This window comes from Flagellimonas alvinocaridis (assembly GCF_965248585.1).
Taxonomy (GTDB): Bacteria; Bacteroidota; Bacteroidia; order Flavobacteriales; family Flavobacteriaceae; genus Flagellimonas; species Flagellimonas alvinocaridis.
In genome coordinates, this window is record NZ_OZ252111.1 from 3,521,454 (window position 1) to 3,538,103 (window position 16,650).

Below are 16,650 nucleotides of genomic sequence, written 5' to 3' on the forward strand. Positions count from 1 at the left end.
TTGAATCAAACCATTACGCTGGCCCATGATTGGATCGAGGTCAAAAGCTCTTTTATCAAAATCCTATTCCGATCAGGATGGAGAAAATCTATATATCTAGCAATAAATTTTGGCATTCCTATTAAATTTGCCGTCTCATAACAAACATCATGTACAGAAGTAATACCTGCGGTGCATTAAGGGCATCACATATCGGTTCGGAAGTAGTTTTAAGTGGTTGGGTGCACAAGCTCCGTGACAAGGGCTTTGTAGTTTGGGTAGACCTCCGCGACCGCTATGGTATTACACAATTGGTGTTTGATGAAGACCGTACCCCAAAAGAGCTTTTGGAACAAGCCAGGGAATTGGGTCGCGAAACCGTTATCCAAGTTAAGGGTGAGGTCATTGAACGGGCCTCAAAAAACCCAAATATCCCAACTGGGGAAATCGAGGTATTGGTCAAGGAACTTACCATTCTCAACAAGTCCCTCTTGCCTCCCTTTACCATTGAGGATGAAACTGATGGTGGAGAGGATATCCGTATGAAATACCGCTACTTGGATATCCGAAGGAATCCGGTAAAGAACAAGCTTATTTTTAGGCATAAAGTGAGTATGGAGGTCCGAAAATACCTTTCGGAACAAGGATTCATTGACGTGGAAACCCCATATTTGATCAAGTCCACCCCTGAAGGGGCACGCGACTTTTTGGTTCCAAGCCGGATGAATGAGGGGCAATTCTACGCCCTGCCACAGTCACCACAGACATTCAAGCAATTGCTGATGGTCGGTGGATTGGACAAGTATTTTCAGATTGTAAAATGCTTTAGGGACGAAGATCTACGGGCGGACAGACAACCTGAATTCACCCAGATCGATTGCGAAATGGCCTTTGTGGAACAGGAGGACATCCTGAATACCTTTGAAGGTCTTACCAAGCATTTGCTCAAGGAAATCAAAGGAGTGGAAATCGATGAATTTCCAAGAATGACCTTTGACGATGCCATGCGCCTGTATGGCAACGACAAGCCGGATATTCGCTTTGGAATGCAGTTTGGAGAGCTGAACGCCGTGGCCCAACATAAGGATTTTAACGTTTTCAACTCCGCTGAGTTGGTTGTGGGCATCGCTGTCCCCGGAGCAGCGGAATACACCCGAAAAGAAATAGACGCCCTTATCGATTGGGTAAAACGCCCCCAAGTGGGTGCCAAGGGCATGGTCTATGTAAAATGCAATGAGGATGGTTCCTACAAATCATCAGTGGATAAGTTTTATGACCAAGATGATTTGGCCCAATGGGCCGATGTCACTGGTGCAAAATCGGGTGACCTTATTTGTGTCCTTTCCGGAAACACCAACGAAACCCGTGCACAGCTCAGCGCCCTTAGAATGGAGTTGGCTGAAAGGCTTGGTCTAAGAAAACCGGGTGAGTTTGCCCCATTATGGGTTGTGGATTTTCCCTTATTGGAACTGGATGAGGAAACTGGAACCTATCACGCCATGCACCACCCCTTCACTTCACCAAAACCCGGTCAATTGGAATTGTTGGATACCGACCCGGGAGCTGTCAAGGCCAATGCCTATGATTTGGTGTTGAACGGCAATGAAATTGGCGGTGGATCTATCCGTATCCATGATAAACAAGTACAGGCAACCATGTTCAAGCATCTAGGGTTTACTCCGGAAGAGGCCAAGGCCCAGTTCGGGTTTTTAATGGACGCCTTCCAATACGGCGCCCCTCCCCACGGTGGCATTGCTTTTGGTTTGGACCGATTGGTGGCTATTTTGGGTGGACAGGAGACCATTCGGGACTTTATTGCTTTCCCCAAAAACAATAGCGGCAGGGATGTTATGATCGATGCCCCTGCGACCATTGATGATGAACAGCTCAAAGAACTTCACCTAAAGTTGGATCTTTAAATACTCAATCCCGCTTAAGCGGGATTTTTTAATACTTTTAGGTAGTTTCATTGACCCCATGTCCAGCAAAAGGAAAAAATTACTGACCCGGTTTGTCAAGTGGCGATATAAGCATATCTCCAACAAGACTTTTGTACACCTCATGAGTCTGGTGGTGGGTTTATTGGCTGGTTTAGTGGCCGTCACCTTGAAAAACTTTACCTATTTTATTGAGTCCCTCCTTAAAATGGGGATTGTTTTTTCGGAAAACCAACTCTACTTTATTTTGCCCACCATTGGGTTGACATTTGTGTATCTCTACGTAAAATTTGTCCACAAAAAGCCCATTCAACATGCAGTATCGTCCATCATTTTTTCCCTCTCTAAAAAAGGAGGCCTGCTGTCGACAAAGGATATTTACACTCCACTGATCACGGCGCCACTTACTGTTGGATTTGGGGGTTCGGTAGGGCTTTTGGGGCCGGCAGTAAAATCAGGTTCGGCCATAAGTTCCAACCTCAGCCGTTTGTTCCATATCGATGCCAAAACACGATCATTATTGGTGGCCTGTGCATCGGCGGGTGCCATTTCATCCATTTTTCAATCTCCCATTGCCGCCATCATCTTTGCAGTGGAAGTTTTTACCTTGGACTTTACCATGATGTCCATGCTCCCCCTACTTTTGGCATCAATTTCTGGAGTGCTCACCTCCTATTTCTTTTTGGGAAACGAAGTGCTTTTTAGTTTTTCCCTTACAGAAGGGTTCGAGTTAAAAGATACAGCATTTTATGTGCTATTGGGCGTGGGCACCGCCTTTGCTTCCATCTATTTTACTAAGATGTACTTTTCTATACTGACCTTTTTCAAACGGTTTAAAAGTCCAAAGTACAAGCTCTTGGTGGGCGGTATTGCGATTGGAATCATGCTTTATGCCATCCCTCCGCTCTACGGTGAAGGTTTCGGGTTCATCAACAATCTCTTGGATGGCGACCATTTAAAAGCCTTAGGAAAAACCCCGTTCGATGCTTATACAGACAACATTTGGGTAGTGATTGCCCTTCTGTTCGGTATTACTATTTTTAAGGCCATTGCCATGACGACCACCTTTGCTGCTGGAGGAGCCGGTGGAATTTTCATTCCCACCATGGTTATGGGCAGTGCCTTGGGAAATGTGGTGGCCAAGGTCATCAATAATCTGGGTTTTGGCTTTTCAGTTTCGGAAAGCAACTTTACACTTATTGGTATGGCAGGCCTGATTGCAGGCGTAATCCACGCGCCTTTGACCGCTATTTTCTTGATTGCTGAAATCACCGGAGGTTACGAGCTATTCGTTCCTTTGATGATTACTGCCTCCATCTCTTATCTTACCACCAAAAATGCATTGGACTATACCATTTACACCAAGGAATTGGCAAAAATTGGTGCTCTGCTATCACACAACAAAGATCAAATGGTGCTGGGATTATTGGAAATGGACGATGTAATTGAGAAAAATTTTAAGCCTGTGCATCCAGAAATGTCCCTAGGTGAAATGCTCCACGAATCTGTCTCAAAATCCAAAAGGAACATCTTCCCAGTTCTGGACGATGAAAAAAAACTAATGGGCATCATTGTCTTGGATGACATACGCCAATTTATGTTTGATACCGACCTTTACAATACGGTTTATGTTAAAAACTTGATGCATGCCCCTCCAGAACATATCTTTTATGGAAAGGACACGATGAAACAGGTCATGAAAAAATTTCAGGATAGTGGAGCATGGAACCTGCCCGTTATAAAGGATGGCAAATACGAAGGGTTCATTTCAAAATCAAAATTATTGACTGCCTATCGCAGAAAACTCATCAACCATACCCAATGAAAATAAAACTAAAACATATTACCGTACTTTTTACCCTACTCTCATTGAGCTCCATCATATATGGTTTTATATTAGAGCAAGAACAGTCCCAAACCGCCCAAAAATTCATTGGTTTGGGCACTATAGGTCTTTTTTTGGTGGCAATGCCCCTTTTTCTGTATAAGGAAAGTAAGGGCAAAAACATGAAAGATTATATGCTCACCAAGGACAACATTAAAAAAATGCAGGATCAAGAGAAGAAAAAAGCTGGTAAAGAATAATTTTCCTAAGATTTAATGGTTATTTCACTTGATTAGCAATAAAATATCCTACATTCGTGTTTTAACATTTATTTTTTTTTAATGACCGGTACAGTAAAATTTTTTAATGGATCCAAAGGTTATGGGTTCATTACCAACGACGACACAGGAAAGGACATCTTTGTTCATGTAACAGCATTGAACGGGGTGGAATTGAACGAAGGCGACAAAGTAGAATACCAAGAAGAAGAAGGAAGAAAAGGAAGGGTTGCTGCACAAGTGCAGGTAATCGGATAACCATATTTTATTTTGAAAATTTTCGAAGCCCTGGCCAATGCCGGGGCTTTTACTTTAGTTCAGGTTTCTCTTTTGGATGAAGAATCGCTTTAAAAGTTCCGAAGCTTCGTTTTCCATGATTCCGGCAACCACTTCGGTTTTGGGATGTAAATGTCCTCCCATCACACTAAATCCCCGCTCTAAATCTGCCGCTCCATAAACAATCTTGGAAATTTGGCTCCAATACAGCGCTCCAGCACACATTTGGCAAGGCTCCAAGGTTACATAAAGTGTACACCCATGCAAGTACTTACCTCCCAAAAAATTGGAAGCCGCGGTAATAGCCTGCATTTCGGCGTGGGCGGTAACATCCATTAATCGTTCAGTAAGGTTATGGGCACGCCCGATAATCCGATTATCAACTGTAATAACCGCTCCAACAGGAACTTCCCCTCTTTCGTAAGCAATTTCCGCCTCCTGAAGGGCTTTTTTCATAAAGTAGGTGTCATCAAACGGATTTTTCACAATTTTTCTTGAAATATTTCATGAAATGGCTAAGCTAAGCATAAAATAATTATGCCTATTATAGGTATTTTTGTCTTTTATTCTTTGGAAACCTATCTAACACATATCGATTCCCCGGCAGATCTAAAAAAACTGCATTTGGATGAGCTGCCCAAACTCGCCCAAGAGCTTCGGGAATTTATTATTGACATTGTCTCCACCAAGGAAGGACATCTAGGGGCCAGCTTGGGCGTAGTGGAACTTACCATTGCCCTACATTATGTTTTTGATACCCCTGTTGACAAACTCATCTGGGATGTGGGTCATCAGGCTTATGGACATAAAATACTGACCGGAAGAAAAGAGATTTTTGAAACCAACAGACAACTTGGAGGTATAAGTGGCTTTCCCAAACGTAGTGAAAGTCCATATGATGATTTTGGCACTGGACACAGTTCCACAGCAATATCGGCCATTTTGGGAATGGCCATGGCATCAAAATTACTAGGGGAAGATTCCAGACAGCACATTGCGGTTGTGGGGGATGCATCCATAGCCAGTGGTATGGCCTTTGAGGGATTGAACCATCTTGGGGTCACCGATGTAAATGCCCTCATTATCCTAAATGACAACGCCATTGGAATAGACCCCAGCGTAGGTGCACTTAAAAAATACCTCACTAATGTGAAAGCCGGCACAGCCAAGGATGAGAATATTTTTGAATGTTTGAACCTAGACTATACCGGGCCTGTGGATGGACACGATGTAAAAGGTTTGGTAAACGAATTGCAACGACTGAAAAAAGTGAAGGGTCCAAAGCTACTTCATATAATAACCACCAAAGGAAAAGGTCTAAAAAAGGCCGAGGAAGACCAGGTGGTCTACCACGCCCCGGGAAAATTTGATAAAGTTACTGGGGAACGTCTCAAGAAATCCCAAGTGGCCCAACCCCCAAAATACCAAGATGTGTTTGGCCATACGCTTGTGGAGTTGGCCGAGAAAAACAATAAGATAGTGGGCATCACCCCTGCCATGCCAACGGGAAGTTCCTTAAAATATATGATGGAGAAAATGCCCGATCGTGCTTTTGATGTGGGCATCGCAGAACAACATGCCGTGACCTTGGCTGCGGGAATGGCCACACAGGGACTCGTCCCATTTTGTAACATCTATTCCACTTTTTTACAACGAGCCTATGATCAGGTCATTCACGATGTGGCCCTACAAAATCTCCCAGTCATCTTTTGTTTGGACCGGGCAGGATTGGTAGGCCAAGACGGCCCAACCCATCACGGTGTGTTTGATTTGGCATATTTAAGGTGCATCCCCAACCTTACCCTATTTTCCCCGATGAACGAGATGGAACTACGGAACATTATGTACACCGCCCAATTGGGCATTGATGGTCCCATTGCCATTAGATATCCAAGAGGACAGGGCATTACCATTGACTGGAAGAACGAGTTTGAAGCTATCCCAATGGGAACAGGCCGTTGTCTCAAAGAAGGTTCAAAGATAGCTGTACTAACCTTGGGCCATATAGGCAATGAAATACCTCGAATCTTAAATCAGCTTACCCAACCAAATGCTATTGGCCATTATGATATGCGTTTTGCAAAGCCTTTGGACAAAAGGTTGCTCCACACCATTTTTGAAAAGTACGATCATATCGTCACTCTTGAAGATGGTTGTGAAATGGGCGGGTTTGGTTCCGCAGTATTGGAATTTGCCAATGCGGAACAACTTGCAAAACCTGTTACAATTTTTGGTATTCCGGATAGGTTTGTTGCTCATGGAACAATTCCAGAGACGCATAAACTGGCTGGCATAGATTTTGAAACCGTTCTTTCTTTTATACAATCAACCTTAGACCAATGCGAATAATCTGTTTTTTAACCTTTTTCCTTATTGTTTCCCTTTCTGCGAACGCCCAAATCAATCGTTTAAAAGTTTTTGAACCAGATAGTACTGAAGCCGGCTTTAAGGTGGTTAGGATAAAGGATGTCAAACTCAAGTATCTCACACGTAGTGCAAGATTAACAGATCCAAGAACCGTATTGAACAGAGTAAGGCCCCTAAGAAAATGGTACAATAGATTTGAACCTCATTCTTTCTGGGCCAAAAAGAACCTGTTTGGACTCAATATCAACGAAGTTTCCTTTGTGAACTGGAACGCGGGTGGAGACAATTCAGTATCCGCATTGGCGAGTGCCGATTTTGAGCGAAATTATAAATTCCGATACTTGAACTGGAAGAATGAGGTGAAATTACGATACGGCCTCAATGCCCAAGAAGGAAGAAAACTAAGAAAAACAGATGACCAAATACGTCTATCGTCCACCATTGGTTTCAGGAAAGATACCATTACCAACTGGTATTATTCGGTAAAGGCAAATTTTAACACTCAGTTCTCCAACGGTTTCAAATATCCAGACAGGGAAAATCCCATTTCGAGGTTTATGTCGCCGGGTTATCTCTTTCTCGGTATCGGTACCTCATATATCCCACAAGATGAAAAATTTAACCTATACATTTCTCCAGCAACCTTGAAATCTACCTTTGTTTTGGACGAAACCCTATCAAGTCAAGGTGCGTTTGGTGTGGAAGAGGGGGAGAATCTCTTTTTGGAACTTGGTTTCCTTATTACCAATACATGGGAAAAAGAAATCGTAAAAAATGTTATGATGAACCATCGCGTCAATCTGTATACGGACTATGTCCGAAGTTTTGGAAATGTGGATGTGGATTGGGAAATGAATTTCAACCTGAAGGTCAACGATTATGTCAACGCCAATATTGGCACCCACGTTATCTATGACGATGACATAAAATTTGATGAAGTGGTCGCTGAGGACGGTACAGTTACCGATCCCGGCGTGCCCAGAATACAGTTTAAGCAGATTTTAGGCGTAGGACTTAGATACGCCTTTTAAATTTTTCTCCCCGTTAGCTTATCATGGATGTGTACCGCGGCACTGTCCGATAAGCTAGCCACAAAACAACTGGTGTCCAATAAGATTTTATACAGGGAGGCATCTGCTTTTCTGTAGTTTTCGGGCAGACTCTTAATGAGCAAAAGATCGTAATTATTGGCTTTGTTCTCCTTCTCACGAACAAGGGCGGTAGTATACATATCCAATAGGTCCGCAATGATTCGGTACCCAGCCAATTCTTTATCGATTACATGCTTGGATTGATAGATTTTCTCAACACTTAACTTTATGATATCATCTATCTGTGCCTTATACCTACCCTTATCCAATAAAGCGGAGCTAAAATTTCCTGTCAAGATATCTTCTTCGTTATTCACAAAAACATCCACTGCATCCTTGATCAAAGTATTAATGGCCAAAGCCCTTAAATAACTTAACCGGTCACTGGAACTGGACATGGCACCATACTTTTTGGTGTTGATGTTGTCCTTCACCAATTTTATAAGATACTCCAAGGCATATTCCTCGGAAATCAAGCCTAAATTAATTCCATCTTCAAAGTCTATGATGGTGTAACAAATATCGTCCGCAGCTTCCACCAAATAGGTCAAGGGATGGCGAAAATATCCCATATTGGGGTTATGTGGATTGGGGACAAGGCCAATTTCATCCACTACTTCTTTAAAAAAATCCCTTTCAGATTGAAAAAAACCGAACTTCTTGTCGGCAATATGTCTGGATGGTTTCTTGGGCAATGAGGCTTTAGGGTATTTCATAAATGCGCCCAAGGTGGCATAACTGAGTCGCAATCCCCCAGGAACCCCATCCTTAGACTCGCTCAACAGTTTAAACCCATTGGCATTACCTTCAAAATCAATCAAATCTTGATACTCTACATCCGAAAGTTGCTCTTTGTACTTTCTTCCGTTCCCCTGTTCAAAATAATTTCCTATAGCTTTTTCACCACTATGCCCAAAAGGTGGATTACCTATATCATGCGCTAGTGCAGCCGCAGCCACTATGGCACCAAAATCATTGAAATGATATCCATGCACCTCGGATAAAAATGGATATTTGGACAAAATTTGTTGCCCAGCTATACGTCCCAAACTCCTTCCTACAACGGAAACCTCAAGACTATGCGTAAGTCGAGTATGCACAAAATCATTGTTGGATCCCACACTTATGGGCATGGGAATTACTTGGGTCTTGTCCTGTAGGCTTCGGAAAGCCGAGGAAAAAATAATCCGGTCGTAATCCACTTCAAACCCAAGGCGGGTCTCATTTTGTTCCTTCCGTAATCTTTTAGAGGTGTCACCGTGGCGCTTGAGCGAGAGTAGTTGTTCCCAGTTCATAGTAAACTATTGGTGCAATATACGCCGAACCATTGGTTTGCTCCAAGAAAAGCTTTGGGTCAATACAGAAGACCGATTGACGCAAAAGTTTAATGATTCCTTAATTTTTACATTACACTAAAGACATTCCATTGGAGCATTTTTGTCAGATTACAGCATTACAGCTAAGGTTTTCGTTACGGATATTAGTTTTTGTCGACTATTCTTCGAAATCCTAGGGCTACCTTTTCATTAAGGTAGCCTTTTTGTTTATACCCTATCTTTAATATAACATAGAGGAAACGTTAATTTAACATTACATACTGTTCTTTGCAGCGACAAAAACTAGTACTGTAATGAATTTCAAAAAGTTAGCCCTATTTGGGTCTTGCTTTCTCTTCCTATGTATCCATTTTTCCCATTCACAAGAGAATAATCCAGGTACCTTTGGCAAAGGACTTTTCAATATTGTTGGAAAGGACAGTACATGGAGTACCAAGATAGGGGCACGAATGCAGATGCTTGCCATTTCAAATTGGGATAACAATAAAACCCAAGGAGTGGGAAATCCTGAGCAAAACTTCTTGATAAGAAGAGCTCGATTGAAATTTGATGGGTTCGTATATACGCCAAAGCTCAGATATAAATTTGAGTTGGGGCTATCCAACAGGGACATCTCAGGAGGTTCTCAATTCACTCGCAATACACCTAGGTACATTTTTGATGCCGTTGTAAAATGGAACTTTTATGAGAATTTTGAACTCTGGTTTGGACAAACAAAACTTCCTGGCAACATAGAGCGAGTTATATCCTCCGGCGATCTTCAACAAGTAGATCGGTCTCTTCTGAACAGCAGGTTCAATATTGATAGGGATATGGGTTTTCAACTAAGACACCAAATAACTATTGGCAGGCAAGCATTGATCAAGGAAAAATTTGCTCTTTCCCAGGGAGAGGGAAGAAATGTTACCGAAGGTAACCTAGGAGGGCATCAGTATACTTCGCGTCTCGAATTTCTTCCTTTTGGAAAGTTCAAGTCTAAAGGTGATTATAAAGGCGCCGACCTAGAAAGGGAAGTCTCACCAAAACTCATGATAGGAGCCACATATGACATTAATAAAGATGCTGTAAAAACACGAAGTAACATGGGCACATATATGTTTACTGATACTGGGTTCCACAAAACTGACATTTCCACCTTCTTTGTTGATTTTATGTTCAAATACAGCGGATTCTCCTTAATGGGAGAATATGCGAACCGTGATGCGGACGAGCCCATTGCCCTAAACTCGGATGGTACGGAAACTGGGGATATTGTCCAAGTAGGCCGTGGACTAAACCTTCAGACTGGATATCTTTTCAGAAAAGATTGGGAGGTATCCGCAAGGTATACCAGCATTAAATTAAATGAGGGTATTACTGGAAAAAGTCCTGAGAAACAATACACTCTCGGACTATCAAAGTATATTGTTGGCCATAAACTAAAATTGCAAACAGACCTTAGTTATTTGACCGTTGACCAAGGAACTGATGAAATTATGTTCCGGCTACAGTTGGATGTACACCTGTAAAAGATAACCTTAACATAACCTAATCATAGGGCATTCTCTAGATATTTGAAAAATTTTTTGGACTTTTAATTACACTATGGACAGTATTTACTTTTTAATAATGGTTGCGTTGGCAGCCTTAGCTATAGCTGACCTTGTCGTTGGTGTCAGCAATGATGCTGTTAACTTTTTAAATTCCGCCATTGGATCAAAGGCGATTTCTTTTAGAACAATAATGATTGTGGCCAGTATTGGGATTGCCTGTGGGGCTATTTTCTCAAGTGGTCTTATGGAAGTTGCCCGTAAGGGAATTTTTAACCCAGGGGAATTTTATTTTGATGAAATCATGTTCATTTTTATGGCGGTGATGATCACGGACATTCTCCTGTTGGATTTTTTCAACACCTTGGGAATGCCCACATCTACCACAGTATCCATTGTATTTAACCTTTTGGGGGCCGCAGTGGCCATGGCTCTGATTAAAATTGGAGCACAAAACGGCAGTTTTACCGATGTCATCAACTATATTAATACTGATAAGGCCGTAGAAATTATTGTAGGGATTCTTTCCTCTGTTGTAATAGCCTTTACCATTGGTGCTTTTGTACAATGGATTTCAAGACTTTTGCTTTCCTATGACTTTCAGAAAAAACCAAAATGGACCGGGGCTATTTTTGGTGGTATTGCACTTTCAGCCATTACCTATTTTATTTTGATAAAGGGTATCAAGGGAACGCCTTTTGCCGATCAAACTTATGGGTTTATTGGAAGTATCACCATTAAGGATTTTCTTGAAACCAAGGTATATGAGGTAGTCTTGATAAATTTTGCCATTTGGGCAATTATCTCATATGTACTCATTCAGTTTGCCAAGACCAACATCTATAAATTAATTATTGGTGTGGGTACGTTTGCCTTGGCTTTGGCTTTTGCAGGAAATGACCTGGTTAACTTTATCGGTGTTCCTATTGCCGCTTGGCAATCTTATCAGGCTTGGATAGTTTCTGGAGTTCCTGCATCAGAATTTAGTATGGAGGTTCTTTCCTCTAAAGTGGAAACCCCTACCCTTCTTTTGTTTCTTTCGGGTATGATCATGGTTGCCACACTTTGGTGGTCCAAAAAAGCTAGATACGTTGCCGACACCGAAATTAATCTTTCACGTGAAGGTGAGGCCAAGGAAAGATTTCAACCGAACTATTTATCCAGAAGTCTTGTGCGTTATTCCATTGCCGTATCAGATTGGGTAGCCTCGGCGGTACCACCATCAATAAGGAATTCGGTAGACAAAAGATTCAAGAAACCAGTTATCAATCTATCCAAGGATAAAGTGCTTCACCTCCCTGCATTTGATATGATTAGGGCTTCTGTGAACCTTATGGTCGCTGGAATTTTGATTTCAGTAGCAACATCATACAAGCTCCCACTTTCCACAACCTATGTAACCTTTATGGTGGCCATGGGAACCTCATTGGCAGACCGTGCATGGGGCGCTGAAAGTGCCGTATATAGGGTTGCTGGAGTACTTAATGTCATTGCTGGATGGTTCAGTACCGCCGTCATTGCTTTTATAGCCTCAGGTACCATTCTGGCCCTTATTAGTTTTGGTAAAGGAGCTGCCATAGCCATTCTCCTATTCGCTGCCGTCCTTCTTTTAGTTAGAAATTACATTTCATACAACAAAAAGACCAAGGAAATAAAGGTTGAAGATCGTTTGAGAAGAGCAGAAAGCAGATCTATACAAGGCGTAATTGAAGAAAGTGCCGCCAATATTGCCAATGTAGTAAAACGCAGCAACAAGATCTATTCCAACTCTATCAATGGGCTTGCCAAACAGGATCTGAACTTTTTGAAAAAGAACAAAAAACAAAGCAGCAAGCTTGCCTTGGAAATTGAGGACTTAAGAGAGCATACCTTCTATTTCATCAAAAATTTGGAAGAAGCACACATAGGAGCCAGTAATTTTTATATCAATGCCATGGGCCATTTGACCGATATGTCCCAATCTTTGGAATATATCGGAAAGGTGAGTTTTAACCACGTATACAACAATCATAAAAAATTAAAATACAACCAGATAAAGGAACTAAAGGAGATTGATCAGAAACTGGAGGAAATATTCGATAAGACACAAATCGCTTTTGAAAAGAAATCTTTTGATCAAATTGACGCTATTTTAGACTCCAAACAGGAACTTTACGATTTGGTCCTACAAAAAATAGATCGGCAGGTCTCAAGAACAAGAACCGAGGAATCCAGTCCAAAGAACACAACCCTGTATTTCTCCTTGTTGTTGGAGACCCGGGATTTAATGACCGCAATGATGAATCTTTTGGAGCAATATTATCAAGAATATGATAGTTCCGTTCCTCCTGCAAAGATTGAGCAAGAAAAATAAGAATCCTTACACATTTCATCCATATGAGTTATCTTGTATGGATGAATTTTTCTTTTGCTATGCTCAAACCACTTTTATATCCATTAGCGATTGTATTGTTTATGGTTTCGGTGGGATATTCCCAAGATTCCCACAATGCCTCGGAAGTACTTCAAAAAGCCATAAAGTTTCACGATCCAAATAACAAATGGAGCTATTTTGATACTTCTTTTAAGGTCGTTATGGAAACTCCCAATGCACCAAAACGCACCAGTACCATAACTGCTGATTTTGTGAACCAACATTTTGTATTGGCTGTGGAGCAGGATGGAAATGCCTATACCTACAATATGAGCAAGGGAGATTGTTCCATCACTCTCAATGGAAATCCTGAATTTACCGAAGCTGATGCGAAAAAATTTAGGTTGTCCTGCGATCGGGGCAAGACCATGAAGGATTACTACACCTACCTGTATGGACTTCCCATGAAACTAAAGGACCCTGGAACCCTTTTGGATCAAAAAGTGGAAAGCCGGGAGTTTAAGGGGAAAGAATATCTTGTATTGAAGGTACGCTACGATGAAAATGTAGGCAGCGATACTTGGTATTTTTACTTCGACCCAAAGACTTATGCCATGGAAGTGTACCAATTCTATCATGATGAGAGCAAAAATGATGGGGAATACATCCTTTTGAATGGATTGGAAAACATTAACGGCATTAAAATGCCCAAAACCCGTGCGTGGTACATGAACAAAGACAACAAGTATCTGGGCACGGATATTCTTTTCAAGAATTAGTGAAACAACTAACCTTCTAACGGTAAAAGTTCATCTCATCCATATATTTCCAAACAGCATTTGGAAGTAACGGCCTTACATTCTTCCCATTTTTATGTTCCCTGCGGATAAATGTGGAAGAAATTTCCATTATCGGTGCATCTACCCTATTTATCTTGGGGTGGCCTTCAAACTTGTGTTCAATTTCTCCTTCCGAAATTCTGGGATACACATAAAGTGAATAATGCTCCAATATGGTTTCGTAGTTTTTCCACTTGTGGAAGCTTTTAAGGTTGTCTTCTCCCATAATAAGTGAAAATTGATACGCTTTCCCATATTCCTCTCCCAAATGCGCCAGGGTATTGATGGTATAATTGGGCTGGGGCAAATCAAATTCTATTTTGCTGGGTTTTAGCTTTGGATAATTTTCAACCGCCTCATATACCATTTGGTATCTGTGATGGTCATCCAATAAGGACATCTTGGTTTTAAAAGGGCTTTGGGGAGTGATCACAAACCAAACCTCATCCAAGTCTGAAAATTCCACAAGGTGGTTTGCAATGATCAAATGACCTATATGAATAGGATTGAATGTGCCAAAGAAGAGCCCTACCTGCTTCATGAACTACTCATCTTTAACATCGGATACCTTGGCGGCACCTACATATTCTGCCACCAATTTATGGGCTTCTTTGAGTGCGGTGTCCAAATCGTAATTCTTGATGATCTTGTCAAATTGCGGGGCTGTTGCCAGTTCAACGGAAGCTTTGGCTACCCGCATATTTATTTTATCCTCACTCTCCGTGCTTCGTTTTTTCAACCTAATCTTAAGTTCGTCCACGCTGGGTGGTTTCACAAAAACGGCCAAGGTCTGTTCCGGGAATTTCTTTTTGATACGAAGTCCACCGACCACATCAATATCAAAAATAACATTCTTCCCTTCGGCCCATAAGCGCTCCACCTCACCTTTCAGGGTGCCGTAAAAATTATCCCGGTACACTTCTTCCCACTCCAAAAAATCACCTTCTTTTATATGTCTTTTGAATTCTGAAATGGACATGAAGTAATAATTCTCCCCATGTTTTTCCTTTCCCCGCCTTGGTCTGGAAGTAGCAGAAACCGAAAACGCCAAATTCAATTCGGGCTGTTCCAACAAATACTTGACAATGGTTGTTTTACCACTGCCCGATGGCGCCGAAAAAATAATAAGTTTCCCTCCTTTCGTCATAATACATTCAGCATTTGTTCCTTTATTTTTTCGAGTTCATCCTTCATCTGCACCACTATTTGTTGCATGGGCGCATAATTGGATTTGGAGCCAATGGTGTTGATCTCCCTGCCTATTTCTTGCGCTATGAACCCTAATTTTTTCCCATTGGAGTCGTCCGAATTAAGGGTTGTTTCAAAATAGTTCAAATGATTGTCCAACCGGACTTTCTCTTCAGTGATATCGTATTTTTCCAAGTAGTAGATAAGCTCCTGTTCAAAACGGTTGGCATCCACTTCCACTTTTAGATCGGATACGGCTCGTTCCAATCGTTCGCGCACTGTGGCAATTCGTTCAGGATCCATGGACTTTACCTTATCCAATAAGCTTTTCAAATTTTCAATACGCTCCACAAAATCCTTTTCCAAAACCTTGCCTTCCTCATTTCTAAATCCTATGATCTTTGATAAGGCTTGGCCTATGGCCTCCTTTATGGCTTCGTACTCTTCAGGATCAATATCGTCCTTGTCCGTTTTTAAGGTGTCTGGCATTCTTAGTGCCAATTCCAAAAGCTTTATTTCATCTCCCGGGGCAATCTTTGCCAACTGCTCCATATAATTCCTTACCACGCCTTGGTTCACCTCTGCAGTGGTTTCCTCTCCCGTAATTTCCACATAAAGGCCCAAATCCACCTTTCCCCTCACTAAAGCATCTGCTATCATTTTTCTTAGCTCGAGTTCCTTCTCCCTGTAGGTTTGAGGAATCCGTGCATTGATGTCCAAGCTTTTGCTGTTAAGTGACTTTAGCTCTACGGTGATTTTTTTTGATGGAAGTTGCACAACGTGCTTTCCAAAGCCGGTCATGGATTGAATCATAAAATGCAATAAATTTTGCCAAAGGTAACCAAAATAGATATTGGCCTCTTAAACATGTTATTTGACCCGTAACGTGAGACCTACCTAATCCAGCTCCCGTACCCAGATGTTTCTGTAACTCACCCTACTATTGTCTTGGTGGTCCTGCAACATAAGCGGTCCTTTTCCATGGGGAGGATTCTTGGGCCAGCCAATGTAGGGTGTAGTACCCTTGATTTCTGCATGATCTTGGACCAACACCCCATTGTGGATGACCGTAAGTGTCCCCGACTTGGTTTTTTGCCCTTTTTCAAACTCGGGGGCATGGTAAATGATGTCGTATACATTCCACTCCCCTGTCGGAACAGAGGCCATAGCCAAAGGCACATGTTGTTTATAAATAGACCCAACTTGTCCATTCACGTAGGTAGTATTGTCGTTGTTGTCCAATACTTGTACTTCATACAATCCCGACAAAAAGATTCCGCTATTGGCACGACTCTGCCCTTTACCATTTACTTGGGCAGGGGATTTCCATTCAATGTGCAGTTGGACGCTCCCAAAATTCTGTTTGGTCTGGATGTTCCCTGTTTTATCCTTGACGGTCATGCTCCCATCTTTGTTCAATGTCCATTTGGCCGCTGTGCTATCCGTAGTACTGATCCATCCGTTCAAACTGGAGCCATCAAAAAGAACAATGGCATCACTCGGTGGTGCACCATCTTTTCCCGGCTTCACTTTTGGGGGAACAGGTTCATAAATCTCGGTCTCTTCAGGTTGGGTTGGTTCTTTCTCTTGGCCAAAGGCAATAGCTCCCGTGAAGACACAGAGGGCCAAAAGGGTATTCTTGTTTATCATC

General features: G+C 41.9%; 15 protein-coding genes. 9 read left to right on the forward strand and 6 right to left on the reverse strand.

Going from position 1 to position 16,650, the window contains the following annotated elements:
* Nucleotides 1–149 precede the first annotated feature (149 nt).
* The 4 genes from aspS to ACP14V_RS15815 all read left to right on the forward strand — a co-directional run bounded on the left by aspS (nucleotide 150) and on the right by ACP14V_RS15815 (nucleotide 4,277).
* The gene (gene aspS / locus ACP14V_RS15800; RefSeq protein WP_272608914.1) at nucleotides 150–1,898 is read left to right on the forward strand and encodes an aspartate--tRNA ligase; all 1,749 of its coding nucleotides are present in this window, start codon (nucleotides 150–152) and stop codon (nucleotides 1,896–1,898) included.
* Nucleotides 1,899–1,956: 58 nt separating this feature from the next.
* On the forward strand, nucleotides 1,957–3,741 hold the full coding sequence (locus tag ACP14V_RS15805; protein ID WP_272608915.1) for a chloride channel protein: 1,785 nt from the start codon (nucleotides 1,957–1,959) through the stop codon (nucleotides 3,739–3,741).
* Nucleotides 3,738–4,001 (forward strand): hypothetical protein, encoded by a 264-nt coding sequence (locus tag ACP14V_RS15810; RefSeq protein WP_272608916.1) that lies wholly within the window; start codon nucleotides 3,738–3,740, stop codon nucleotides 3,999–4,001. Before ACP14V_RS15805 ends, ACP14V_RS15810 begins: the two co-directional genes overlap by 4 nt.
* An 81-nt stretch (nucleotides 4,002–4,082) precedes the next feature.
* Complete coding sequence (locus ACP14V_RS15815; protein WP_116216857.1) at nucleotides 4,083–4,277, forward strand: cold-shock protein; 195 nt, start codon at nucleotides 4,083–4,085, stop codon at nucleotides 4,275–4,277.
* A 54-nt stretch (nucleotides 4,278–4,331) separates the two neighbouring features.
* On the opposite strand, the gene ACP14V_RS15820 is transcribed toward ACP14V_RS15815, so the two are convergent.
* Nucleotides 4,332–4,781 (reverse strand): nucleoside deaminase, encoded by a 450-nt coding sequence (locus ACP14V_RS15820; protein ID WP_272608917.1) that lies wholly within the window; start codon nucleotides 4,779–4,781, stop codon nucleotides 4,332–4,334.
* A 51-nt stretch (nucleotides 4,782–4,832) separates the two neighbouring features.
* Here ACP14V_RS15820 and dxs point away from each other — a divergent pair, with 51 nt between their 5' ends.
* Both dxs and ACP14V_RS15830 read left to right on the forward strand, forming a co-directional pair.
* Nucleotides 4,833–6,644 (forward strand): 1-deoxy-D-xylulose-5-phosphate synthase, encoded by a 1,812-nt coding sequence (gene dxs / locus ACP14V_RS15825; protein WP_272608918.1) that lies wholly within the window; start codon nucleotides 4,833–4,835, stop codon nucleotides 6,642–6,644.
* Nucleotides 6,635–7,693 carry a DUF3078 domain-containing protein gene (locus ACP14V_RS15830; RefSeq protein WP_272608919.1) on the forward strand — a complete coding sequence of 353 codons (1,059 nt, stop codon included), beginning with the start codon at nucleotides 6,635–6,637 and terminating at the stop codon, nucleotides 7,691–7,693. Before dxs ends, ACP14V_RS15830 begins: the two co-directional genes overlap by 10 nt.
* Here the strand turns inward: ACP14V_RS15830 and dgt are convergent.
* Nucleotides 7,690–9,048 carry a dGTP triphosphohydrolase gene (dgt, locus tag ACP14V_RS15835; RefSeq protein WP_272608920.1) on the reverse strand — a complete coding sequence of 453 codons (1,359 nt, stop codon included), beginning with the start codon at nucleotides 9,046–9,048 and terminating at the stop codon, nucleotides 7,690–7,692. The two genes, ACP14V_RS15830 and dgt, sit on opposite strands and share 4 nt — an antisense overlap.
* Nucleotides 9,049–9,383: 335 nt before the next feature.
* Between dgt and ACP14V_RS15840 the strand changes: the two genes are divergently transcribed.
* The 3 genes from ACP14V_RS15840 to ACP14V_RS15850 all read left to right on the forward strand — a co-directional run bounded on the left by ACP14V_RS15840 (nucleotide 9,384) and on the right by ACP14V_RS15850 (nucleotide 13,751).
* The gene (locus tag ACP14V_RS15840; RefSeq protein WP_272608921.1) at nucleotides 9,384–10,598 is read left to right on the forward strand and encodes a porin; all 1,215 of its coding nucleotides are present in this window, start codon (nucleotides 9,384–9,386) and stop codon (nucleotides 10,596–10,598) included.
* A gap of 76 nt (nucleotides 10,599–10,674) precedes the next feature.
* On the forward strand, nucleotides 10,675–12,972 hold the full coding sequence (locus tag ACP14V_RS15845; protein WP_272608922.1) for an inorganic phosphate transporter: 2,298 nt from the start codon (nucleotides 10,675–10,677) through the stop codon (nucleotides 12,970–12,972).
* Between the two features lie 59 nt (nucleotides 12,973–13,031).
* Nucleotides 13,032–13,751 (forward strand): DUF6503 family protein, encoded by a 720-nt coding sequence (locus ACP14V_RS15850; protein ID WP_272608923.1) that lies wholly within the window; start codon nucleotides 13,032–13,034, stop codon nucleotides 13,749–13,751.
* A gap of 16 nt (nucleotides 13,752–13,767) precedes the next feature.
* Here the strand turns inward: ACP14V_RS15850 and nadD are convergent, their stop codons facing one another.
* The 4 genes from nadD to ACP14V_RS15870 all read right to left on the reverse strand — a co-directional run bounded on the left by nadD (nucleotide 13,768) and on the right by ACP14V_RS15870 (nucleotide 16,649).
* Nucleotides 13,768–14,352 carry a nicotinate (nicotinamide) nucleotide adenylyltransferase gene (gene nadD / locus ACP14V_RS15855; RefSeq protein WP_272608924.1) on the reverse strand — a complete coding sequence of 195 codons (585 nt, stop codon included), beginning with the start codon at nucleotides 14,350–14,352 and terminating at the stop codon, nucleotides 13,768–13,770.
* Nucleotides 14,353–14,355: 3 nt separating this feature from the next.
* Entirely contained in the window at nucleotides 14,356–14,958 is a 603-nt protein-coding gene (gene gmk / locus ACP14V_RS15860; RefSeq protein ID WP_272608925.1) for a guanylate kinase, read from the reverse strand.
* Complete coding sequence (locus ACP14V_RS15865; RefSeq protein WP_272608926.1) at nucleotides 14,955–15,812, reverse strand: YicC/YloC family endoribonuclease; 858 nt, start codon at nucleotides 15,810–15,812, stop codon at nucleotides 14,955–14,957. Before ACP14V_RS15865 ends, gmk begins: the two co-directional genes overlap by 4 nt.
* An 84-nt stretch (nucleotides 15,813–15,896) precedes the next feature.
* Nucleotides 15,897–16,649, reverse strand: coding sequence for a 3-keto-disaccharide hydrolase (locus ACP14V_RS15870; RefSeq protein WP_272609316.1), 753 nt, complete (start codon nucleotides 16,647–16,649; stop codon nucleotides 15,897–15,899).
* Nucleotide 16,650: the final 1 nt, after the last annotated feature.